Annotated in this window: 33 protein-coding genes, 1 tRNA gene and 1 pseudogene; 24 read left to right on the forward strand and 11 right to left on the reverse strand. The window is 61.2% G+C overall.

The annotated features are described in order from the left end of the window. Nucleotides 1-26: 26 nt before the first annotated feature. From JHW40_RS13775 to JHW40_RS13790, 4 genes are all read right to left on the reverse strand, one after another. The gene (locus tag JHW40_RS13775) at nucleotides 27-887 is read right to left on the reverse strand and encodes a hypothetical protein (protein ID WP_090611300.1); all 861 of its coding nucleotides are present in this window, start codon (nucleotides 885-887) and stop codon (nucleotides 27-29) included. Continuing rightward, a complete protein-coding gene (locus JHW40_RS13780; RefSeq protein WP_090611299.1) occupies nucleotides 887-1,348 on the reverse strand; it encodes a putative PDDEXK endonuclease in 462 nt (153 codons plus the stop codon). The genes JHW40_RS13775 and JHW40_RS13780 overlap by 1 nt, the downstream gene beginning before the upstream one ends. Then, nucleotides 1,345-1,545, reverse strand: a complete 201-nt coding sequence (locus JHW40_RS13785) for a hypothetical protein (protein WP_139208131.1) — start codon at nucleotides 1,543-1,545, stop codon at nucleotides 1,345-1,347. The genes JHW40_RS13780 and JHW40_RS13785 overlap by 4 nt, the downstream gene beginning before the upstream one ends. Before the next feature lie 71 nt (nucleotides 1,546-1,616). Then, nucleotides 1,617-1,853, reverse strand: coding sequence for a hypothetical protein (locus JHW40_RS13790; RefSeq protein WP_090611297.1), 237 nt, complete (start codon nucleotides 1,851-1,853; stop codon nucleotides 1,617-1,619). Between JHW40_RS13790 and JHW40_RS13795 the strand changes: the two genes are divergently transcribed. From JHW40_RS13795 to JHW40_RS13810, 4 genes are all read left to right on the forward strand, one after another. Continuing rightward, a complete protein-coding gene (locus tag JHW40_RS13795; RefSeq protein ID WP_090611296.1) occupies nucleotides 1,852-2,310 on the forward strand; it encodes a helix-turn-helix domain-containing protein in 459 nt (152 codons plus the stop codon). The two genes, JHW40_RS13790 and JHW40_RS13795, sit on opposite strands and share 2 nt — an antisense overlap. Before the next feature lie 209 nt (nucleotides 2,311-2,519). Then, nucleotides 2,520-2,750: a hypothetical protein gene (locus JHW40_RS13800; RefSeq protein WP_139208130.1), complete on the forward strand. Its 231-nt coding sequence runs from the start codon at nucleotides 2,520-2,522 to the stop codon at nucleotides 2,748-2,750. Between the two features lie 11 nt (nucleotides 2,751-2,761). After that, nucleotides 2,762-3,649 carry a sensor histidine kinase gene (locus JHW40_RS13805; protein ID WP_139208129.1) on the forward strand — a complete coding sequence of 296 codons (888 nt, stop codon included), beginning with the start codon at nucleotides 2,762-2,764 and terminating at the stop codon, nucleotides 3,647-3,649. Then, nucleotides 3,643-3,933 (forward strand): STAS-like domain-containing protein, encoded by a 291-nt coding sequence (locus JHW40_RS13810; protein WP_090611293.1) that lies wholly within the window; start codon nucleotides 3,643-3,645, stop codon nucleotides 3,931-3,933. The genes JHW40_RS13805 and JHW40_RS13810 overlap by 7 nt, the downstream gene beginning before the upstream one ends. A 34-nt stretch (nucleotides 3,934-3,967) precedes the next feature. Here JHW40_RS13810 and JHW40_RS13815 read toward each other — a convergent pair whose 3' ends face one another. After that, nucleotides 3,968-4,312 (reverse strand): hypothetical protein, encoded by a 345-nt coding sequence (locus JHW40_RS13815; RefSeq protein ID WP_090611292.1) that lies wholly within the window; start codon nucleotides 4,310-4,312, stop codon nucleotides 3,968-3,970. Between the two features lie 195 nt (nucleotides 4,313-4,507). Here JHW40_RS13815 and JHW40_RS13820 point away from each other — a divergent pair, with 195 nt between their 5' ends. The 19 genes from JHW40_RS13820 (at nucleotide 4,508) to JHW40_RS13910 (ending at nucleotide 12,469) form a co-directional block, all read left to right on the forward strand. Next, nucleotides 4,508-5,239 carry a hypothetical protein gene (locus JHW40_RS13820; RefSeq protein ID WP_170851774.1) on the forward strand — a complete coding sequence of 244 codons (732 nt, stop codon included), beginning with the start codon at nucleotides 4,508-4,510 and terminating at the stop codon, nucleotides 5,237-5,239. Beyond that, nucleotides 5,239-5,436: a hypothetical protein gene (locus JHW40_RS13825; protein WP_090611291.1), complete on the forward strand. Its 198-nt coding sequence runs from the start codon at nucleotides 5,239-5,241 to the stop codon at nucleotides 5,434-5,436. The genes JHW40_RS13820 and JHW40_RS13825 overlap by 1 nt, the downstream gene beginning before the upstream one ends. Then, nucleotides 5,433-5,636 carry a hypothetical protein gene (locus JHW40_RS13830; RefSeq protein ID WP_090611290.1) on the forward strand — a complete coding sequence of 68 codons (204 nt, stop codon included), beginning with the start codon at nucleotides 5,433-5,435 and terminating at the stop codon, nucleotides 5,634-5,636. The genes JHW40_RS13825 and JHW40_RS13830 overlap by 4 nt, the downstream gene beginning before the upstream one ends. Beyond that, the gene (locus tag JHW40_RS13835; RefSeq protein ID WP_090611289.1) at nucleotides 5,636-5,962 is read left to right on the forward strand and encodes a hypothetical protein; all 327 of its coding nucleotides are present in this window, start codon (nucleotides 5,636-5,638) and stop codon (nucleotides 5,960-5,962) included. Before JHW40_RS13830 ends, JHW40_RS13835 begins: the two co-directional genes overlap by 1 nt. Continuing rightward, nucleotides 5,962-6,207 carry a hypothetical protein gene (locus JHW40_RS13840; RefSeq protein ID WP_090611288.1) on the forward strand — a complete coding sequence of 82 codons (246 nt, stop codon included), beginning with the start codon at nucleotides 5,962-5,964 and terminating at the stop codon, nucleotides 6,205-6,207. The genes JHW40_RS13835 and JHW40_RS13840 overlap by 1 nt, the downstream gene beginning before the upstream one ends. After that, on the forward strand, nucleotides 6,204-6,560 hold the full coding sequence (locus JHW40_RS13845) for a hypothetical protein (protein ID WP_139208128.1): 357 nt from the start codon (nucleotides 6,204-6,206) through the stop codon (nucleotides 6,558-6,560). The genes JHW40_RS13840 and JHW40_RS13845 overlap by 4 nt, the downstream gene beginning before the upstream one ends. 63 nt (nucleotides 6,561-6,623) lie before the next feature. After that, the gene (locus JHW40_RS13850; RefSeq protein ID WP_090611286.1) at nucleotides 6,624-6,851 is read left to right on the forward strand and encodes a hypothetical protein; all 228 of its coding nucleotides are present in this window, start codon (nucleotides 6,624-6,626) and stop codon (nucleotides 6,849-6,851) included. Beyond that, a complete protein-coding gene (locus tag JHW40_RS13855; RefSeq protein ID WP_211657256.1) occupies nucleotides 6,848-7,474 on the forward strand; it encodes a hypothetical protein in 627 nt (208 codons plus the stop codon). The genes JHW40_RS13850 and JHW40_RS13855 overlap by 4 nt, the downstream gene beginning before the upstream one ends. After that, a complete protein-coding gene (locus tag JHW40_RS13860) occupies nucleotides 7,471-7,752 on the forward strand; it encodes a hypothetical protein (protein ID WP_139208127.1) in 282 nt (93 codons plus the stop codon). The genes JHW40_RS13855 and JHW40_RS13860 overlap by 4 nt, the downstream gene beginning before the upstream one ends. Next, nucleotides 7,749-8,144: a single-stranded DNA-binding protein gene (locus tag JHW40_RS13865; RefSeq protein ID WP_090611284.1), complete on the forward strand. Its 396-nt coding sequence runs from the start codon at nucleotides 7,749-7,751 to the stop codon at nucleotides 8,142-8,144. Before JHW40_RS13860 ends, JHW40_RS13865 begins: the two co-directional genes overlap by 4 nt. After that, nucleotides 8,144-8,341 (forward strand): hypothetical protein, encoded by a 198-nt coding sequence (locus tag JHW40_RS13870; RefSeq protein ID WP_090611283.1) that lies wholly within the window; start codon nucleotides 8,144-8,146, stop codon nucleotides 8,339-8,341. The genes JHW40_RS13865 and JHW40_RS13870 overlap by 1 nt, the downstream gene beginning before the upstream one ends. Continuing rightward, nucleotides 8,338-8,739, forward strand: a complete 402-nt coding sequence (locus JHW40_RS13875; RefSeq protein ID WP_090611282.1) for a recombination protein NinB — start codon at nucleotides 8,338-8,340, stop codon at nucleotides 8,737-8,739. Before JHW40_RS13870 ends, JHW40_RS13875 begins: the two co-directional genes overlap by 4 nt. Next, on the forward strand, nucleotides 8,736-8,930 hold the full coding sequence (locus JHW40_RS13880) for a hypothetical protein (RefSeq protein ID WP_090611281.1): 195 nt from the start codon (nucleotides 8,736-8,738) through the stop codon (nucleotides 8,928-8,930). Before JHW40_RS13875 ends, JHW40_RS13880 begins: the two co-directional genes overlap by 4 nt. Then, nucleotides 8,927-9,274, forward strand: coding sequence for a nuclease domain-containing protein (locus JHW40_RS13885; RefSeq protein ID WP_090611280.1), 348 nt, complete (start codon nucleotides 8,927-8,929; stop codon nucleotides 9,272-9,274). Before JHW40_RS13880 ends, JHW40_RS13885 begins: the two co-directional genes overlap by 4 nt. Continuing rightward, a complete protein-coding gene (locus JHW40_RS13890) occupies nucleotides 9,271-9,705 on the forward strand; it encodes a hypothetical protein (protein WP_090611279.1) in 435 nt (144 codons plus the stop codon). Before JHW40_RS13885 ends, JHW40_RS13890 begins: the two co-directional genes overlap by 4 nt. After that, entirely contained in the window at nucleotides 9,702-9,998 is a 297-nt protein-coding gene (locus JHW40_RS13895; RefSeq protein WP_090611278.1) for a hypothetical protein, read from the forward strand. The genes JHW40_RS13890 and JHW40_RS13895 overlap by 4 nt, the downstream gene beginning before the upstream one ends. Beyond that, nucleotides 9,998-10,807 (forward strand): hypothetical protein, encoded by an 810-nt coding sequence (locus JHW40_RS13900; protein WP_139208126.1) that lies wholly within the window; start codon nucleotides 9,998-10,000, stop codon nucleotides 10,805-10,807. Before JHW40_RS13895 ends, JHW40_RS13900 begins: the two co-directional genes overlap by 1 nt. Beyond that, nucleotides 10,804-11,100 (forward strand): hypothetical protein, encoded by a 297-nt coding sequence (locus JHW40_RS13905; RefSeq protein ID WP_090611277.1) that lies wholly within the window; start codon nucleotides 10,804-10,806, stop codon nucleotides 11,098-11,100. Before JHW40_RS13900 ends, JHW40_RS13905 begins: the two co-directional genes overlap by 4 nt. A 361-nt stretch (nucleotides 11,101-11,461) precedes the next feature. After that, entirely contained in the window at nucleotides 11,462-12,469 is a 1,008-nt protein-coding gene (locus JHW40_RS13910) for a tyrosine-type recombinase/integrase (RefSeq protein ID WP_090611276.1), read from the forward strand. A gap of 63 nt (nucleotides 12,470-12,532) precedes the next feature. On the opposite strand, the gene JHW40_RS13915 is transcribed toward JHW40_RS13910, so the two are convergent. From JHW40_RS13915 to JHW40_RS13940, 6 genes and pseudogenes are all read right to left on the reverse strand, one after another. Next, nucleotides 12,533-12,608: transfer RNA gene (locus tag JHW40_RS13915), tRNA-Val, on the reverse strand. 104 nt (nucleotides 12,609-12,712) lie between these two features. Next, a pseudogene (locus JHW40_RS13920) lies at nucleotides 12,713-13,031 on the reverse strand (transposase); the annotation flags it as partial. Nucleotides 13,032-13,072: 41 nt separating this feature from the next. Then, nucleotides 13,073-13,999, reverse strand: a complete 927-nt coding sequence (gene argF, locus JHW40_RS13925) for an ornithine carbamoyltransferase (RefSeq protein ID WP_090611354.1) — start codon at nucleotides 13,997-13,999, stop codon at nucleotides 13,073-13,075. Nucleotides 14,000-14,133: 134 nt separating this feature from the next. Continuing rightward, nucleotides 14,134-14,610: a GNAT family N-acetyltransferase gene (locus JHW40_RS13930; RefSeq protein ID WP_090611274.1), complete on the reverse strand. Its 477-nt coding sequence runs from the start codon at nucleotides 14,608-14,610 to the stop codon at nucleotides 14,134-14,136. After that, the gene (locus tag JHW40_RS13935) at nucleotides 14,603-15,775 is read right to left on the reverse strand and encodes an aspartate aminotransferase family protein (RefSeq protein WP_090611273.1); all 1,173 of its coding nucleotides are present in this window, start codon (nucleotides 15,773-15,775) and stop codon (nucleotides 14,603-14,605) included. The genes JHW40_RS13930 and JHW40_RS13935 overlap by 8 nt, the downstream gene beginning before the upstream one ends. 156 nt (nucleotides 15,776-15,931) lie before the next feature. Continuing rightward, complete coding sequence (locus JHW40_RS13940; RefSeq protein ID WP_244519143.1) at nucleotides 15,932-16,750, reverse strand: ABC transporter permease; 819 nt, start codon at nucleotides 16,748-16,750, stop codon at nucleotides 15,932-15,934. 128 nt (nucleotides 16,751-16,878) lie between these two features. Between JHW40_RS13940 and JHW40_RS13945 the strand changes: the two genes are divergently transcribed. Continuing rightward, entirely contained in the window at nucleotides 16,879-17,487 is a 609-nt protein-coding gene (locus JHW40_RS13945; RefSeq protein WP_090611272.1) for a GcrA family cell cycle regulator, read from the forward strand. Nucleotides 17,488-17,489 lie beyond the last annotated feature (2 nt).

Consider the following 17,489-nt stretch of genomic DNA (forward strand, 5'->3'; position numbering starts at 1 on the left):
AGTATCCGTTGAGGATGATCCGAACCTCAACGCCAATCCGCCCCCGATGTTCTGCGCATTGCTGCGGCGTCATTGATGAGGTCGCGGAAGGCGTCGGATTGGGCAGCGGCGCGAGGCTGTGAACGGGAAGATTTGCGGTCATCGTATTGCCCTTCCATCAAACGGGTGAATTTTTCTTTGCTGATGAGGAAGTCGAAACTTGCGACCCATCCGCGTTCATTGTCGCCAGTGCAGAGCGGCGAAGCGCGGGCCTTGGACATGGCGACCCGCCATCCCTCGATCCCTCCAGCTTCACGGAGACGGGCAGCCAGTTTGCCCCGGCGCTCACGGCTCAGCTTCTGAACCTTTGACCACCCGACAGCTTCGGCCGCTTCGTTGTAAGCCGAGACAGCCTGCGAAATTTCATCGACATGGGCGAGGTCCGGCAAAGTCGGCTGTGCCGACAAGGAAGCTTTAGCTTCCTCTCTTGTTGTATTGTTATATTCTTTCTTTACTGCGTCTTCGGCGCGTCCCCGGTGCGTCCCCGGTGCGTCTTTGGTGCGTCCGTCTATCTGATACTTGTCGTAATTACATATAGTTACATGCGTCTTTGGTGCGTTCGCCGAGCCCACTGTCGTGCGTCCGATCATGCCCTCCCTTTCGAGCACGGTCAGAAACGTCCTGACGCGCTTGTCAGACCGCCACATGAAAACGGACTGCATCTCGCGGAGCGTGGTGACGAACGATCCTCTCGGGACCTCGATCATCTCAGAGCCTACACGGTGGCGGGTATCGTCCCACGCCGACTGCGCCAGCATCCACATCCATGCTTCGCGCTCGGTCATCTCAGAGCGCTTGAAAAGCGGGTGATCCCACAGGTCGCGCTCAATGGTGATGAAGCCAGCCATTATTCCGCAGCCTCCGACACGATCCGGTCACGCAGATCGCGATAATCGTTGGGTTTCCACGCAGGCCATTCGGCCATGATTTCGCGCGCCAGAAGGCAGAAGCCGTCCAGCGTGACCTCGGCCCATTGATCGGCAGGCCATGCGTCACACAGGGCGCTGAGGGGGATGGCAACGCGGGTCGGCTGGCGGTCGAACCGGAAGATCACCGCCGGGCGCTTGCCGGTGGCGGTGGCGGCTGCAACGGCCTGCACCTTCCATGCGGCCAAACAACTGATGCCGGTCGCATGGCGCTTGCATTCCAGAGCGAACGGGAAGGCCGGATCGTCGGCAATCAGGTCGCCATGCTCGGCTGCGCGGTATTGTTCCAGATCGCGGCGGAAGGTGATGCCGAGGCGGTCATGCAATTGCCCTGCGACCTCGCGCTCGAATGAAGCACCCTTTTCACGGGATTTGCGGCTCATGCCCTACCCTCCGAACAGGTCAGATTGAGCAGCAGCATCGTCAGCGCCTGTGCCTGCCCTTGGTGGTAGCGCCGGTTCGGTCCGGTCTTGGCGAGGCGGCAGGCCCGTTCCCGAGCCTCCGTAATGCTGGCGATGCCAATCTGATGCGGCATCGACATGCGCGGCGCAGGCCCAGACGGTTGGCCCTTGCTGATCATGGGCCGGTCCGAAGCCTCGGATTGCCCATGAGCCGCAGCGGCCACAGCGATGTGCGCGAGGGGCCATGTCATTACCGCGCCCCTTGACGTGAGGGGAAACTATCCCCACGTCCAGATTTATGCACAGCGCCGTTTTCATCCATGAAGGCGCGGAGCCTGTCGGCCACCTTCATGGTCGGGCTGGATTCGCCGATCTTCCACTTCTGCCATTGGCCCCATTGGGCGTTGATGGCGTCACGCAGCAGCTTCTGTGGCGTGATGCCGACACGCTCGCAGTAAGCCTCAATGTCTGAGATGAGTTGTTCCATGCGTGACATTATGGGGTATAAATACCCCACAAAGCAAGAGCATATTTACTCCATTCATGCCGCAACGACCATAGGGTATATTTGCCCCATGGAAATGTCGTTTAAAGAAGCACTTGAGCATGCAATGCGCGTGTCTAAGCGCGGGAAATCCAAGCGTAATGTCGCCATTCTGGCTGGCATATCTCCTGACATTATGAAGAACATAAGTCAGAACAAATCGCGGACGCCCAACGCCGAAGCAGCAACGAAAGTGGCCGATTTCTTCGGTGTGTCATTGTCCGACTTTTATGCGGGAAACATTCCTGAGGATATCGGCGAGGACGCGACCGAGATTGCAGAGGATGCAGCCAAGGTCAGCGGGGTTGTTCGAGGACTCAGCAAGGAAAGTCGGGAGAAGGTTCAGGCGTTTGCTGAAGCCCTTCGTCAGACAGAAGAAGCTGCTCGGCGTAGCGAATGACCTCCTGCCGCCCTTCCGGACTCAGCCCTTTGAATGTCATTTCAACCCACTCATCTACATCATCCATTCCACGTCTCCCTCACCCTACACGAGAACAATAGGCGAACTCCCGCCGATTCTGGCACCTGTCTAAAACGACAAGTTTTGCCGAGATGCTGTGCTGACGGGGTGAAATATCTAGATGTTGTGTCTAATTGGAGAGTCCCGAGATGAACGATAAAGACCGCATAGCCCAACTCGAAGCCGAACTCGCCGCCACCAAGCGCGCCGCCACGCACATGATGGTCGGCATGGCCATGGGCATCGCGTCAACGCCTGAGGGGCGCGAGGAACTGGCGGCGGGGTTTGCCGAGGCGGCAGACGATCCAGACCCGGCGATTGCCGAGATGGCGCAGGCTGTGGCGGATGCGATCAGGGCGGCGCTGTTGGCGGATGAGTGAGTGGGGGTGATGTGAGTGAAATTATTGTCCCGCTAATTGGGCAGCTAAGCTACCCAAGCGTTGTAGTTGATCTGAACTCAGCGGGCTTGATTGTGACAATCCCACCAGAAATGGTTATATTTGACCTTGCGAGGGTTGGGTTTGTTGAGCCGTCAGGCGTGGTGATGCTCCACAACCTCACTCGCTTCCTCATCCATCAGGGATGTCGGGTCGCCTACCGAAATTATGCGGTCCAGCGTCCCGGCCTGATGTTCCTTGATGGAGCAGGGTTCTTTGAGGATGTGCTAAAGCAAAAAGCTTTCGTCGGCACGCGGAAACAACCGACAACACTAAGTTTGAGGGAAATCCGAACGATTGACGCTCACGGTTGGGTGCAAACTGACTTCCTGCCATGGCTATCGCATTGCTCAAGACGATCTGCGGCGGCTCTTGGGCACTTCGGCTCGTGCATCAGCGAAATCTTCAATAACATTCGTGACCACAGCGCGCATCAAGTCGGCAGCATATTCGCTCAGTGGTATCCAAACATAGACACTCTGAAACTAGCCGTTGGCGACTTCGGTCGAGGCATCCCCGCGACGGTGGCAACGGTGGAGCCGGGCCTGACGGGCGCTGCCGCAATAGAACGTGCTTTCGCCCCCAACTTCACCAGTCAAAGCACGCCCAAAAACCGGGGCGCAGGGCTGGACTTCACACTCAACAACGTGTGCATCGGGCTGAACGGAATGATGACCGTCTACTCCGGCGGCGCTGCGCTGCAAGCCCTTGCAGGTGGACAAATCCGGCACCTTAACCCTATATTTGGGAATAGCGGCTATACTGGAACATTGTTCGAGATCATCCTGCCAACCCATGCGATACCAGAGTTCAACCCGCAAGAAGAGGAAATGATATGGTAATTCACGTCAAAGACCACCTCTCGGGGTGCGCCACCAATGAGGACGGGGAAGCCCTGCTTACTCTGGTGGACCGCGAGATTCGGGACCGTGGTGTCGCGCATGTCGATTTCCACGGCGTGATCTACGTCACCACATCATTCGTGAATTCTGCCTTCCTTCCGCTTCTCGACCGAATGTCATTTGATGAGGTAAAGGGCCGCCTGAAAGTGACAGGCGCCCTTCCGCAGATCGCTGACATGGTGCGAAGAAGGATGGCGGACACCGCCTCACGAGTAGCAGCCTAACCCCAGCCCCGCCCCGAGCGGGGCTTTTTCATGCCTACCAGCGCCGCATCTTGTACGGCCTGTTCCGCCTCCCATTCGTCACATGCGGCGAATTGTAGACGATGGATTCCGTCCCATCCGCCAGCTTGAACTCCGGGAACGCCTCCAGGAACCGCACCGCGTCGGCCAGTGACCGCGTGTAGAGCGCGTATCCGTCCCGCTCGTGGACCGTTGACCAGCCGTAGAACTCTGCGTTGCCCAGCCCGTATGTCTCGCTGAGCCAGATGTGCGGATCGCGTCCCGGCCCCAGATCCTTCGCGAAACCGCCCGGCAGCCCTTGTAGCAAAACGCGCACGGGGAATGCGAGGTCGTCGGTTTTTTTCTGCGGTGTCCGGGCCATGGCCAGAGCATGCCCTGAACGCGGGTGATTCTGGAAGGGCGGTGGAGTAGGCAGATATGCCCGAAATCATTTATGGAGTTATTTTACCCTTTTCTGGTTGACAGTGGGGTAAAGTTACCCCATTCTTCATCTCATAGCAGGACGCGAAGAAGCACCCGCCGATCCGCCTGCGTCCCTCAAGAGATGGAGATTTCAGTGAACCATTCCGTTGCATTCCCCGACGCCCCGGCTCGCATTCAAGCGGCCATCGACGCTGGCATCCTCAAGGCTGGATCGTGGGGCGATGGCACCGAAACCGTATGCATGATGAGCGCCATCGTCACTGGCGCGGACAGCACGAGTGATTGCGTGACTGCTGGCTGGCCGGAATGGCTGGCGTCGCTCAATGTGTCGCTGTTTGACGCCCAAGTCGGCGCTGTCGATGAAGGTAAGGCGCGAGCGCAATTCGCGCTGGACCTGACCATGTCAGCCTCGGAGCCGTTCGATCACGAAGCAGCTCGCACCCGGTTCCTGATCTCCCGGATTGATACAGGCGAACATAGCGCGCTCAAGTCTCTCCGTCTCAATCCTGTGGATGCAGATTGGTGGCGAGAGGCCGAACGGGTTGTCCAGTGGATCAGCGATCTGCTGCGCCGAAAGTTGGCAGGTGATGATGTGGCGGAAGAAATGGACGCCGCCGATGCCGCCGCCTATGCCGCCGATGCCGCCGCCGATGCCGCCGCCGATGCCGCCGCCCGTGCCGCCCGTGCCGCCGCCTATACCGCCCGTGCCGCCGCCTGTGCCTCCGCCGATGCCGCCGCCTATGCCTCCGCCGATGCCGCCGCCGATGCCTCCGCCGATGCCGCCGCCGATGCCGCCGCCGATGCCGCCGCCCGTGCCGCCCGTGCCGATCTCATCAGCGCAATCGAACAGTCGAGGATTGAGTAATGACCCTGATCGACCGCGAAACCCTCAGCCGCGATCCGCGATACTACCGCGCGCTGGCTGACGAATACGAGCGCCAGAACAGCATCAAGCTGACCCGCTCACCGTGGGACGTGCGCAACAGCATCACGCTGGACGACTACCATGCCATCCCCGCTCACATCGCAGCCGACGCGCTGGCGAAAGGAGGCCGCAAATGACCCGCATTGACCCTCTCAACGCCACCATCTGGATCGGCGGTCTGATCTTCGCCGCCGCCGTCTGGGCGTTCGCCATCTGGGGCGCATTCGACATCGGCAGCCGTGTCATTCCGTGGCTGTTTCAGGACGCCGGGACGCTGACGGGCTGTGAGGCTCTGAACGCGGCGGATTGTGTCGCCTTCGCTCAAGGGGGCCTGTGATGACCGACTACAACGATGGGCGCTGGCATGGCTGGAATGGCGGGGAATGCCCGGTTCATCCTGAGACGCTTGTGGAAATCGTGTATTTTGAAGAAGGAATTACCCACAACGAGGCCCTCTGCAAATATTGCGATTTCAGTGATGAGGCTGATCTGCCCATCATCGCCTTCCGCGTCGTGAAGGAACACCGCGAGCCGCGTGAATGGTGGATCGTGCCCGGTCGCACTGAAATGCCCTGCAGCATTCCGGGATATTACACGAAACCGTGCGTCGGCGCTGTCCGCGTTCGCGAGGTCTTCGATGACGAAAAATCGGAGGGGCTGTGATGCGCTGGACGTTCTACTACGACCGCGAGGCCGAAAATCATTTCATCAGCGACAGCCGCGACAAAACCGTTGCGATGGTCCATCAGCCCGACCTGGTACCGCTGCTGGCATCAGCGCCGGATCTGGTGGACGAGGTTGCGAGGCTGCAATCGCTGCTGACCCGCGCGCAAAAACTGGTCCCGGCCTGCCACTCACGCTGGCATATCGACGCCACCGCAATTCTGTCTCGCGAGGTGGCAGCATGATGGACGACAACGCCGCAGATTTCCGCATCGACTGGTTGCGCGACGATGATGGGCACGAGTTCACCGGGTTCACCGACGAATACCGCGCCATCGTTATGGAGGATGAGACGCGCAAACGCGAGGCGTTCGAGGCCTACCAGCGCAGCTTTTCCGACGACGCCGTCACCGGCCCAGACGCCTGCCGCGTCTGCAATGGAGAGGGGCATATCGTGGAGGCATCAGAGCCGTATCGCGGTCGTGAACTGATCCCATGTTTCGCCTGTGCTGGCAGCGGTGGCCGCGCCTCGATCACGCCCGAAGTCGCTGATTACACCGGACAGATGCTGACCCAGATGTTGGGTCGCGTCACCTGAACCCTGCGCTACTGTCCCGCAGGAAACTGCCGGGAAACCGGCTCTTTTATTCGAGAGGATGCAATGGAACGCCCTCAATTAACCCACCCCCTGCGCCCCTTCACCGCTGCATGGCTGGCCGGGGGAATCACCGCGCTGCAATCGCTGGAAATGCAATACCGCGCGGAAATCCAGCGCCACACCGCAATTCTGCGCGACTGTTGGACGCCCGGCAACATCGGGTTTCACCGCCGTGAGCGGGCGAAGGCCTACGGCAAGCTGCGCGCGCTGCGCAAACGGAGGATGCAATGACCAATCTCGCACATTGGGATCGGTTCGCCGACATCGATCCCCAATTCACCAAGCCGATCACCGGCAAGCAATACAAAGGCACGTCGCCCAATCCGCAATATGTGATCCGCTGCCTGACCGAGATGTTCGGCCCTGTTGGTCATGGCTTTGGCTGGGATGTGGTGGCCGAGGATTTCATCCCTCTCGGCGATGAGGTGCTTCACTGGTGCCGGATCAAATTCTGGCACACCGACCGGAGCAATACCTTCGACGCATACGGCCAGACCAAGGCGCTGATGAAAACGCGTAACGGCATGATGATGGACGAGGATGCACCGAAAAAGAGCCTGACCGACGCCATCATCAAGGCAGCGTCACAGATCGGGATCGCCGCCAATATCTTTCTGGGGCGTTGGGACGATCAGAAACACGTCGCCAAAGTCGAGGCGGAATATCGGGCCGAGGACCGAAAGGCCGAAGCCGATGCCGCGCAGATCGCCATCGACAGCCTGAACAGCGCCGCCACCATCGAGGCGATGGCCGCGATCTGGTCTGACCTGCCCCGCAATATCCAAGCTGACCGCCGCGTCATCGCAGCGAAGGATCAGCGCAAGAACGAACTCCAACCGAAAGCAGCAGCATGAAAATGTCCCTGATGTGCGATGCGAGCGGGTGTGACCATATCGAATATGTCGATGGCATCACCTCAGACCTCATTGGTAAGCCATGCCCAAAGTGCGGCGAAAACCTCCTGACTGATGAGGATTACAAGGAATCAATGCCCATTTTTGCTGCCTGGAAAATCATTCTGGCAATGGGCATTATTTCATCCCCCGATGACCCACGTAGCGAAGGCACCCTTGTGGAAGTTCGACACCATGACGGGGAAACCACCGTAAAAACGAAAGTCCACAAGCCATGAAAAATCTTACCATCGCAGGCGGCATCGGCAAAGACGCCGTGACCCGCACCACCCAAGGCGGTGACAAAGTGACCGGATTTTCGGTCGCGGTCGAGGAACGCAACGGGCAGGACAAGCGGACGCTGTGGTTCGATTGCTCGCTCTGGGGCCGTCGCGGCGAGGCTCTGGCGCAGTATCTGACCAAAGGCACCCGCGTCACCGTTTCTGGCGATCTGTCCACGCACGAGCATGAGGGCCGCACCTATCTGACTGTGCGGGCCAATGATGTCACCTTGCAAGGTGGAGGTCAGCGCAATGACAGCGGCTCGGCAGCGGGTGGCGCTGCAACCGGATCAGCGCCGGGTCGCGCGGACTACGAGGACTCGATCCCGTTCGCCCCACAGGTTTTGTGATGCGCCGCCTGCCGACATACACCCCTGACCAGATCCGCGATGCCCTGCGCACAGCGGTTCTGCAAACGGGATGGAGCGAGACAAGCCCCGACACCGCGTCAGTCGCTGCATGGCGGCTGGCAGGGTATCAGGCTGATGATGTGGCGCTGGATCACGCGGAAGCCGCTGTGGCTGCCTATCAGGCGGGGACGAAATGAGCCGTCACGCCATCACCATCCGCCCAGAGACGGAACCGCGCGACCGTGCCCGTCTGGCTCACTGGATCAGCCGGATACCGGTCGGGTGGCGATGCGAATTCAAGGAAGCCAAACGCAGTCACGAGCAAAACGACCGCCTGTGGGAACTGCTAGGCCGCGTGTCGAAGCGCATGACCGTCAATGGCGCGCGGTTCGATCCTGAAAGCTGGAAGTGCATCTACATGAAGGCGATGGGCAAAGAGGTCCGCGTTCTGCCGATGCTGGACGGAAACGGTATTTTCCCCACTGGTTTCAGGTCATCTGACCTGTCTGTGCGCGAGATGTGCGACCTGCAAACATTCATCGAGGCTCATTGCGCCGAGCAGGGCGTGGATATCTGGGCGACGGAGGACGCATGATCCACCAGAACCACACCCAGCAATTCACGCCCCCGCCACACATCGCGGGATGCACCGGCAAGCGGTCATTCGCGACCCAGAAGCAAGCCGCCCGACGCGCCAAGCTGATGCGCCGGAAATACGCCGAACCGCTGACGGAATATTTCTGCCGCCACTGTAACCGCTGGCATATTGGAGGGAACGGGGAATGAGCTTCATCCGTCTGGAAGGTCCGCAATTCAAGACGCCGCCATGCGTCAGCAAGGCTGCGCGAGACTTCGCCCGAGGCCAGACATGCACCCTGCGGCTGGATGGCTGCAACGGGGGCACGGACACAACCGTCCTGGCGCATATCAGGCGGTATGGATGGGCGGGCGTGGGGCAGAAACCGCATGATTTCCTCGCGGTCCATGCCTGCCAGAATTGCCACGATCTGCTCGATAGCAGGTCAGCATCTGCGCCCATCGGAGATGACGACATTCTGCGCGCCCTCGGCGAGACGCAATCACGCCTCTACGCCGCTGGCCTGCTCACGCTGAAAGGATCACGGAAATGACTGACACGGCAGAACTGGAACGGCTGGCGGCAATCATCCCTCATAGCCCTTGGATATCGTCAAATGACCATCCAACGAATGCCTGCGCTTATGTGCGGGACCAAGACGGTCATGATGTGTGCACGATTTATGAGGCGGGCGATAACGTCCCATCACCGCGCGATGGTGAGAGTTGGGCGGATCAACCCATCAGGGACCAAACCGCCCGCGCCATCGCTCTTGTGCCTGAACTTCTGGCCGAGGTGATCGCGCTGCGGGCCGAGGTGGAGCGGTTGGCGGAGGCGCTGACATCCCTTGTCGAATTGAACGACGAATATTCACCGTTCGGTGGCGAGATTTATCAGGATCGTATCGAACGGACATGGGACAGGGGGCGACAATCCCTCGCTGCCCACACCCAGCGCGTGAACGCAAAGGAGAACAGCCAATGACCGACGACCCCGTGGCCGATCTGGTGGCCGTGCGCCAGAAGATCGCAAAGATTATCTCTGAAGATTGGGCGGACTTCGTGGGGGTCGGTCCATCCGAACTGGCGACCGCTGATCGCATCCTCGCCGCCCTGACCCCGACCAGCGCGGAGCCGGTGGCGGTGGCGGTGCGACATTCATTCGATGGTTATGGGTGGCAGTATGCTGACCAAGGGGACGGGTCAGATTGGCTCGCCCGTGCATTAGCAAAGCCGGACGCACAGCCCCTCCGCGCCCTGACCGGGGAGAAGTCGTGATGGATGACCAGAACAAACCCCCTGAGCGGATTTGGGCAACCGGGGACGCCAGAAACGGCAGTTGGACTGATACTGCACCGGCTCGGGATTGGGATGCACACGCGGTTGAATACGTCCGCGCCGAGAAAGCAGGGGCCGAACGTGACCACTGGAAACGTATTGCAAGACACGCTGGCGTTTGCATGACTTGCCAAGGACCTAATGGCGCACCGGAACCTTATGGCTGTTCCGATTGCCTCAACACTGGATGGTCTGGGGAGTATCACAACGGTTTGGCCGATGCCGAAAATGAACTCAGCCAAGCCCTTGCCACAAACGAACGCTGGCGGCGAAACAGCACAGAGACGTGGGAAGCCATGACGGCCATGCGTAATGAAATCAATCAGCACATTCCCATGCCCAGCATTGAAAGCGATCTACTGCAAGGGCCGGAAAACAGCATATTCTGCGCATCGGTCGCGGAAGCCGTCATAAGCGGCATTCAAGCCCGTGCAGCCGCTGCGGCGATGGAAATGAGGGAACGGGCGGTGTCACTAGCAACATATGAACCAGAGGAATGTGATCGGCTAGGGTCAACCTCACAAATGGAAGTTTGCGACTTTGGCGAGTGGATAAATATCGATGACGTCCGCGCCCTGCCCATCGACCCCGACGCCCAGAAGGCGCTGGATAAGATGCTGGCGAGGGCAAGGGAAGATGCGATCCGGGAGGCGGCTCATTTGATCGAATGCGACGGTGACGCATTGGGAGGCAAGTCTGGCGCTGCTAATGCCATCCTCGCCCTGCTCAACGATGGTGGCCAGCCATGACCCACACTGACCTGATCGCCCGGCTGCGGGTTAACTCAAACCCCGACAATTACGACCCTCGTTCTCTGCTCTGCAAATACGAGATTGAGCGCATTGAAGCCGCCGGCGCGCTGACCGCCGCGCAGGAGCGGATCGAGGCGCTGGAGGAGGCGTTGCGTGAGACAATTCGTGCCATACCGAAGCAGAATTATCATTGCGAAAACGATGAGCAGGATACCACGCTAACATCCCGGAGAAACGCAATCGCGTCAGCCCGCGCCGCTCTCGACGCCACCGGGAAGGGGGAAGGGTGATGGATTACCAATGCCCCGACTGCGGCGGAGGAATGCATACATCAGCAATTCTTTCCGATCCCCCCATATACGAGGCGCGGTGCAGCGATTGCGGAGTCTTGTATCGAAAACGAGCGGTTTTAAAGCGTCAGCTACCGAGGGAATATGAGCGGATTGGAAAGACCTCCCGCCGCGCCGCACAGCAGCCGACACAGGAGGGGTAGATGGCAGCCACAACACCATTCACGCCGGAAACACTTGCCGACAGGTGGGGCGTCAGTGCAGCGTCAATCCGCAACAAGTGCAATGCCGGGGATCTGCGCCATTTCCGTTTCGGACGGCTTTACCGTATCCCGGCGGCAGTCGTAGAGGAGATTGAGGCATGCCAGACATCAGCATCGGACGATTCAGGGGCGGGTTCTGCGTCTATTGGCGCGTCGATGGCCGAAGAACACGGCATCAGCTTGCGGCACGCACCCGAGCGGAAGCGGAAGCAGAGGCAATAGACGTCTATCGGCGCGAGACATTCCATCGCGCCCCAAAGGGCCAAACAGTCGCAGAGATGTGGGAGGCCTATCGGCAGGATCTGGGCGACAAGCCGACCGCCACGACGATGGGCTACACCGGCAAGGCCGTTCTCGCGCATTTCGGCCACTATCGCCCCGACCAGATCACCACCGCCCTATGCCGGGACTATGCGAAAAAACGCACCGACAGCGGCATATCGCAGGGATCTGTCCACACCGAATTGGGCCACCTGCGCAGCGCAATGACATGGGCGAAGAACAACCGTCTGATCGATGCCGCGCCGCATATTGAGCGCCCAGCCAAGCCCACGCCCAAAGAGCGATTCCTGAGCAAGGCCGAGGTGGCATCACTGATCGAGAGTGCAAGCGCCCCTCATATTGGCCTCGCGATCCACCTGCTTTTCGCCACCGCTGGCCGGGTGGGCGCGATACTGGACCTGACATGGGATCGGGTGGACATGGACCGCGCCATCATCAACCTGCGGCTGGACGACGCCACGACACGCAAGGGCCGCGCCATTGTGCCGATCAACCGCGGCCTCATGGCTGCGCTGCAAACCGAAAAAGATGCCGCCCTGTCGGATTATGTCGTTGAGTATGGTGGCCAACAGGTCAGCAGCATCCGCAAAGGGTTCACGAATGCCGTGACGCGCGCCGGTATGGACGGGATCACCCTGCACACCCTGCGTCACAGTTCTGCCGTGGCCATGGTGTCCAGCGGCATCCGCATCGAGAAAGTCGCGCAGTATCTGGGGCACAGCAATGTGGCCGTGACCTATTCGACCTATGGCAGATTCGCCCCCGAACACCTGACAGACGCCGCCGAGGTGCTGGAATTCACGAACCTGAGGGTGGTCAAGTGAAGCGCCCCTTGAGTTCGCTGAACTCGGGGACACTTCGTAAATTCAGGCTAAGCTATTGAATAATGGTGGGCGGTGAGGGATTCGAACCCCCGGCATCTTCGGTGTAAACGAAGCGCTCTACCAGCTGAGCTAACCGCCCTCATTGTTTTTCTAATCAGAAAAAAAAGAATGAACAGCACTTTTTCTTCACGTTCCTGGTAATCCTGGAACTACTCCCCGATCATTGGCAGGATCTGGCGTAATTTAAGCTACTCTCCGCACCTGCTGGTCGGTTTTGATCTGGTTGACGTAGACCACGGCGGGCGGCTGTCCGCCATGGGTGGCGTGAGGCCGCTGGTGGTTATGGAATAATCCATCTGCCAACGCCGGCCCTGGCCTGCGATTCGGTTTCCCAGGTGCGCAGGTAAACGCACTCATACTTCAGGGATCGCCACAGGCGTTCAATGAAGACGTTGTCGATGCACCGCCCCGTGCCGTCCATCGAGATCCGGGTGCCGATCCGCTTCAGCCGATCGATCCAGGCAAAGGAGGTAAATTGCGAACCTTGATCGGTGTTAATGATAGCGCCGGGCGGCGGGGCCGCCCGTCCTCTGGATTGCGAGCTCACACCCCCAGGCACCACCTCATCACCGCCTTTTGTGCATGCAGACGGTTCTCGGCCTCGTCCCAGATCACCGAATGCGGGCCGTCCATGACCGCGCTGGTCACCTCGTCCTCGCGATGGGCGGGCAGGCAATGCATGAACAGCGAATCGGGTCTGGCCCGGGCCATCAGCGCCTCGTTCACCTGATAGCCGCGCAGTTGGTTGTGGCGGCGTTCCTTGGCCGATTGCGGATCGTGCATGCTGACCCATGTATCGGCCAGCACCAGATCGGCGCCCTCGACCGCCTTTGCCGGATCGCGTTCGATTGCGGCCTTGACGCCCTGCGCGCGGGCGAATTCCAGCGCCGCGGGTTCAGGATCCAGCGTCGGCGGCCCCGAGAAGGTGAAGTCGTAACCGAACTGCCCGGCACCGTGGATGACGCTGGCGCAGACATTGTTGCCGTCGCCCACCCAGACCACCTTCTTGCCCGCGATCGGGCCGCGATGTTCCTCGAAGGTCATGACATCGGCCATGATCTGGCAGGGATGGGTGCGGTTGGTCAGCCCGTTGATGACCGGCACCGTCGCATATTCCGCCATCTCTTGCAGTGTCGCCTCTTCGAAGGTGCGGATCATAATCAGATCGACATAGCGCGACAGGACGCGGGCGGTATCGGCGATGGTCTCGCCATGGCCCAGCTGCATTTCCGAGCCCGACAGCACCATGGTCTGTCCGCCCAGCTGGCGCACGCCGACATCGAAGCTGACGCGGGTGCGGGTCGAGGGTTTTTCGAAGATCAGCGCGACCATGCGGCCGGCCAGCGGCTGCTCATCATCCGGCGTGCCCTTGGGCCGGCCATTCCGGGCCAGTTTCATGGCAAGGGCCTGATCGATGATCGCGCGCAGGTCGGCCTTGTCCGTGGCGTGGATGTCGAGAAAATGTTTCATCATTGTGACTTTCGGCGATGTGACTCAAAAAAGCCTGCTTGTGTCGCGGGGGTCAAGAGGGGCTCTGCCCCCGCCGCGCAAAAGCGCGGCTCCCCCGGGATATTTGTTGCACCAAAGATAGGCTGAAAATGGAGTTATCGTCGGCGGGTCAGGATCCGGCAGGGCTGTCCTTCGCCATCCGGGCGGATTTCGTGACCGCTGAACCCGGCCTTTTCATAGGCACGGATGGCGCGCAAATTCCGGGGATCGGGATCGATCACCAGAAGCGGCGCCTGTTGCAGCAGGCGGTCGCCAAGCAGGCGCAGCCATGCGCCTCCATGTCCCATGCCAGCGGGGCCTGAGAATACGTCGATGGCGATGGCGTCCTGTGGCAAGTCGGCGAAATGCGGGGCGGGCCATTCATGGGCCGGGTAGTGCTGGGCATAGGCGATGGGTGTGTCATCATGCAGCACGATCAGTTGCCGCATGGCGGGGTTGTCCAGATCCTCGACCACCAGCGCCCGCTGATGCTCGGGGTCCAGCCACCAGAGCGCGACCTGCCCTGTCGCCAACCATTCGGCCAGCATCGGCAGGTCGGCCCTTGTGACCGGTCTGAAGCCATAGTCAGGCATTGAGGTCGGCGGCGGCCTTGTCCAGCCTGCTGACCGCTTCGGCGATATCCTCGTCGCTGATATTCAGCGGCGGCAGCAGGCGCAGGGTATTGTCGGCGGCGGGCACGGTCAGGATCTGCCGGGCATAGCCCGCCTTGACCAGATCGGCAGGCGCCACCCTGCATTTCAGGCCCAGCATCAGCCCCTGCCCGCGCACACCCTCGAACACCTGCGGGTGGGCGGCGACCAGACCTTCCAGCTTTTGCCGGAACAAGGCGGATTTGCGGTTCACCTCGGCCAGAAAGGCGTCGTCCGCGACGATCTCCATCACCCGGCTGCCCACGGCGCAGGCCAGCGGGTTGCCGCCATAGGTCGAGCCATGCGTGCCGGCGATCATGGGTTTCGCGGCCTTTTCCGTGGCCAGCACCGCGCCGAGGGGGAAGCCGCCGCCGATGCCCTTGGCGACCATCATGATATCGGGGGTGATGCCCGCATATTCATGCGCGAACAGTCGCCCGGTCCGGCCCATGCCGCATTGCACCTCGTCCAGAACCAGCAGCGCGCCGGTCTGGTCGCAAAGCGCGCGGATCTCGCGCAGGTCGGCGTCGGGCAGCGGGCGGATGCCGCCTTCGCCCTGTATCGGTTCCAGCAGCACGGCCGCCGTCCGGTCGGTGATCGCGGCTTTCAGCGCCTCGATATCGCCCCAGGGCAGCGTGCGGAAACCCGGCATCAGCGGGCCAAAACCTGCGGTCATCTTTTCCGACCCTGCCGCCGCGATGGCCCCGGTCGAGCGGCCGTGGAAGGCGCCCTCGAAGGTCAGGATCTCGATACGGTCGGGCTGGCCCGCGTCGTGCCAGTATCTGCGCACCATCTTGATCGCCAGTTCGGCGGCCTCGGTGCCGGAATTGGTAAAGAACGCGGTATCGGCGAAGGTCTTTTCCACCAGCAGATCGGCCAGCCGTTCCTGCTGCGGGATCTGGTAGAGGTTCGAAACATGCCAGATCCGGCCCGCCTGTTCGGTCAGGGCGGCAACCAGTTCGGGATTGGCATGACCCAGCACGTTCACCGCGATCCCGGCGCCAAGGTCCAGATATCGGGTGCCGTCGGTGGCAATGGCCCAGGCGCCCTCGCCGCGTTCGAACGCGACAGGGGCACGGTTATAGGTCGGCAGAACGTGCGAAATCATGGCGGATTCCCCGAATGGCATGACAGATTGTAATGGCAGAAAGGATCGGACGGTGACAGTTTCCCCAAGGCGGGGTTGTCAACGTCGGGGACGGGCGGCAAGGGCGGTCCATGCGATCATGCCACCGCCCATAGCGCGGATTTCGGGGTTGTGCAATCACGCTTTGAGACGATAGCCGGATTTCAGCCAGCGCCATGCCAGCATCAGCACCCCCAGCACGCACAGCCCGCAGATCGCCAGCCCGCGCAGCGCCGGCGCATCGCTGACGCCGGTCACGCCAAAGCGGGCGCCGTCGATCAGATAGAAGATCGGGTTCCAATGCGACAGCGTATCGAAGGGCGCGGGCAGGTTCTGCACCGAATAGAAGGTGCCCGACAGGAAGGACAGCGGCGTGATGACGAAATTGTTGATCGCCGCCATCTGGTCGAATTTCTGCGCAAGGATGCCCGCAAGGATGCCCAGACCGCCCAGCAGCAGCGCCGCGAGCAGCACGAAGGTCAGCGCCCACAGCGGATGGGCGATGCCCCGCCCCGTCACCAGCACCACGCCCAGCCCGATCACCAGCGCCACTAGCCCCGCCCGCGCGACGGCCCCGATCAGATAGCCCGCCAGCAGCTCCCCGGCCGACAGCGGCGGCATCAGCGTATCGACGATATTGCCCTGCACCTTGGCCGAGGTGATCGAGCTGGAGGTATTGGCAAAGGCGTTCTGGATTACCGTCATCATCAGGATGCCGGGGCCAAGGAAAACCAGGTAGGGCAGGCCCATCACCTCGCCCCGGTTCTGTCCCAGCGCCAGGGCGAAAACCAGCACGAACAGCCCCGCCGTCATCAGCGGCGCAAAGACGGTCTGCTGCCAGACCGCGGCAAAGCGCATGATCTCTCGCCGGGCCAGCGTCCACAGCCCCAGCCAGTTCACGCGGCCAAAGCGGCGCACCCCCATCGCGGGTCGGTCAGTCATGATCTGGCGTTGCATCGGCTTGTCCTTCTGCGGTCCTTGAATTTCCGCTGCTGTGCGGCTATTTCTCGGCATCCCGTTTCTGACGGGGTCAATCGCAGGTTTCAAGATGGGGCGGCAGGTCAAACCCGCCCGGAAAGGCAACCATGTCCTGGACGGATGAACGTGTCGAGACGCTGAAGCGGATGTGGTCCGAGGGCCAGTCGGCCAGCGCCATCGCCAAGGAACTGGGCGGCGTGACCCGCAACGCGGTGATCGGCAAGGTGCATCGCCTTGGCCTGTCGAACCGCACCGAGGAACCGGCCGAGGCCGCCGCAGCGCCTGCGGCCCCCGCTTCCGCACCCGCGCCGGACAAGAAGGCGGTCAGGAAACCGGCCGCCGCAGCCCCCCGCGCCGAGACCCCCGCGCCCGAGGCACCGGCCCCGAAACCTGCCGAGGCCGCAGCGCCGCAGCCTGCCTTTACGCCCGTGCCGCGGCGTCCCATCGTGCCGGCGGGCCAGCCCCTGCCGCCGCAGCCTTCGGCCAACGAGATCAGCCCCGAGGCGCTGGCCTCGGTCCGCGAGGTCGAGAAACGCGCCCGCAAGCTGACCCTGATGGAACTGACCGAGCGGACCTGCAAATGGCCCATCGGCGACCCCGCGACCGAGAAATTCTGGTTCTGTGGCCTGCCCAGTCAAGCCGGCAAACCCTATTGCGAGGCCCATGTCGGTGTCGCCTTCCAGCCCATGAGTTCGCGCCGCGACCGCAGACGCTAAGC

It is taken from the genome of Paracoccus alcaliphilus (assembly GCF_028553725.1).
GTDB lineage: Bacteria > Pseudomonadota > Alphaproteobacteria > Rhodobacterales > Rhodobacteraceae > Paracoccus > Paracoccus alcaliphilus.

Coding starts and splice junctions, on each gene's coding strand:
- JHW40_RS13825 (WP_090611291.1), top strand. CDS start 5,239: ATGACCCTGATCGACCGCGAAACCCTCAGCCGCGATCCGCGATACTAC.
- JHW40_RS13870 (WP_090611283.1), top strand. CDS start 8,144: ATGCGCCGCCTGCCGACATACACCCCTGACCAGATCCGCGATGCCCTG.
- JHW40_RS13940 (WP_244519143.1), bottom strand. CDS start 16,750: ATGCAACGCCAGATCATGACTGACCGACCCGCGATGGGGGTGCGCCGC.
- JHW40_RS13905 (WP_090611277.1), top strand. CDS start 10,804: ATGACCCACACTGACCTGATCGCCCGGCTGCGGGTTAACTCAAACCCC.
- JHW40_RS13830 (WP_090611290.1), top strand. CDS start 5,433: ATGACCCGCATTGACCCTCTCAACGCCACCATCTGGATCGGCGGTCTG.
- JHW40_RS13785 (WP_139208131.1), bottom strand. CDS start 1,545: ATGATCAGCAAGGGCCAACCGTCTGGGCCTGCGCCGCGCATGTCGATG.
- JHW40_RS13885 (WP_090611280.1), top strand. CDS start 8,927: ATGAGCTTCATCCGTCTGGAAGGTCCGCAATTCAAGACGCCGCCATGC.
- JHW40_RS13845 (WP_139208128.1), top strand. CDS start 6,204: ATGATGGACGACAACGCCGCAGATTTCCGCATCGACTGGTTGCGCGAC.
- JHW40_RS13835 (WP_090611289.1), top strand. CDS start 5,636: ATGACCGACTACAACGATGGGCGCTGGCATGGCTGGAATGGCGGGGAA.
- JHW40_RS13850 (WP_090611286.1), top strand. CDS start 6,624: ATGGAACGCCCTCAATTAACCCACCCCCTGCGCCCCTTCACCGCTGCA.
- JHW40_RS13930 (WP_090611274.1), bottom strand. CDS start 14,610: ATGCCTGACTATGGCTTCAGACCGGTCACAAGGGCCGACCTGCCGATG.
- JHW40_RS13935 (WP_090611273.1), bottom strand. CDS start 15,775: ATGATTTCGCACGTTCTGCCGACCTATAACCGTGCCCCTGTCGCGTTC.
- JHW40_RS13900 (WP_139208126.1), top strand. CDS start 9,998: ATGGATGACCAGAACAAACCCCCTGAGCGGATTTGGGCAACCGGGGAC.
- JHW40_RS13810 (WP_090611293.1), top strand. CDS start 3,643: ATGGTAATTCACGTCAAAGACCACCTCTCGGGGTGCGCCACCAATGAG.
- JHW40_RS13775 (WP_090611300.1), bottom strand. CDS start 887: ATGGCTGGCTTCATCACCATTGAGCGCGACCTGTGGGATCACCCGCTT.
- JHW40_RS13865 (WP_090611284.1), top strand. CDS start 7,749: ATGAAAAATCTTACCATCGCAGGCGGCATCGGCAAAGACGCCGTGACC.
- JHW40_RS13910 (WP_090611276.1), top strand. CDS start 11,462: ATGCCAGACATCAGCATCGGACGATTCAGGGGCGGGTTCTGCGTCTAT.
- JHW40_RS13795 (WP_090611296.1), top strand. CDS start 1,852: ATGCGTGACATTATGGGGTATAAATACCCCACAAAGCAAGAGCATATT.
- JHW40_RS13780 (WP_090611299.1), bottom strand. CDS start 1,348: ATGAGCCGCAAATCCCGTGAAAAGGGTGCTTCATTCGAGCGCGAGGTC.
- JHW40_RS13890 (WP_090611279.1), top strand. CDS start 9,271: ATGACTGACACGGCAGAACTGGAACGGCTGGCGGCAATCATCCCTCAT.
- JHW40_RS13875 (WP_090611282.1), top strand. CDS start 8,338: ATGAGCCGTCACGCCATCACCATCCGCCCAGAGACGGAACCGCGCGAC.
- JHW40_RS13800 (WP_139208130.1), top strand. CDS start 2,520: ATGAACGATAAAGACCGCATAGCCCAACTCGAAGCCGAACTCGCCGCC.
- JHW40_RS13860 (WP_139208127.1), top strand. CDS start 7,471: ATGAAAATGTCCCTGATGTGCGATGCGAGCGGGTGTGACCATATCGAA.
- argF (WP_090611354.1), bottom strand. CDS start 13,999: ATGAAACATTTTCTCGACATCCACGCCACGGACAAGGCCGACCTGCGC.
- JHW40_RS13790 (WP_090611297.1), bottom strand. CDS start 1,853: ATGGAACAACTCATCTCAGACATTGAGGCTTACTGCGAGCGTGTCGGC.
- JHW40_RS13840 (WP_090611288.1), top strand. CDS start 5,962: ATGCGCTGGACGTTCTACTACGACCGCGAGGCCGAAAATCATTTCATC.
- JHW40_RS13895 (WP_090611278.1), top strand. CDS start 9,702: ATGACCGACGACCCCGTGGCCGATCTGGTGGCCGTGCGCCAGAAGATC.
- JHW40_RS13855 (WP_211657256.1), top strand. CDS start 6,848: ATGACCAATCTCGCACATTGGGATCGGTTCGCCGACATCGATCCCCAA.
- JHW40_RS13815 (WP_090611292.1), bottom strand. CDS start 4,312: ATGGCCCGGACACCGCAGAAAAAAACCGACGACCTCGCATTCCCCGTG.
- JHW40_RS13880 (WP_090611281.1), top strand. CDS start 8,736: ATGATCCACCAGAACCACACCCAGCAATTCACGCCCCCGCCACACATC.
- JHW40_RS13945 (WP_090611272.1), top strand. CDS start 16,879: ATGTCCTGGACGGATGAACGTGTCGAGACGCTGAAGCGGATGTGGTCC.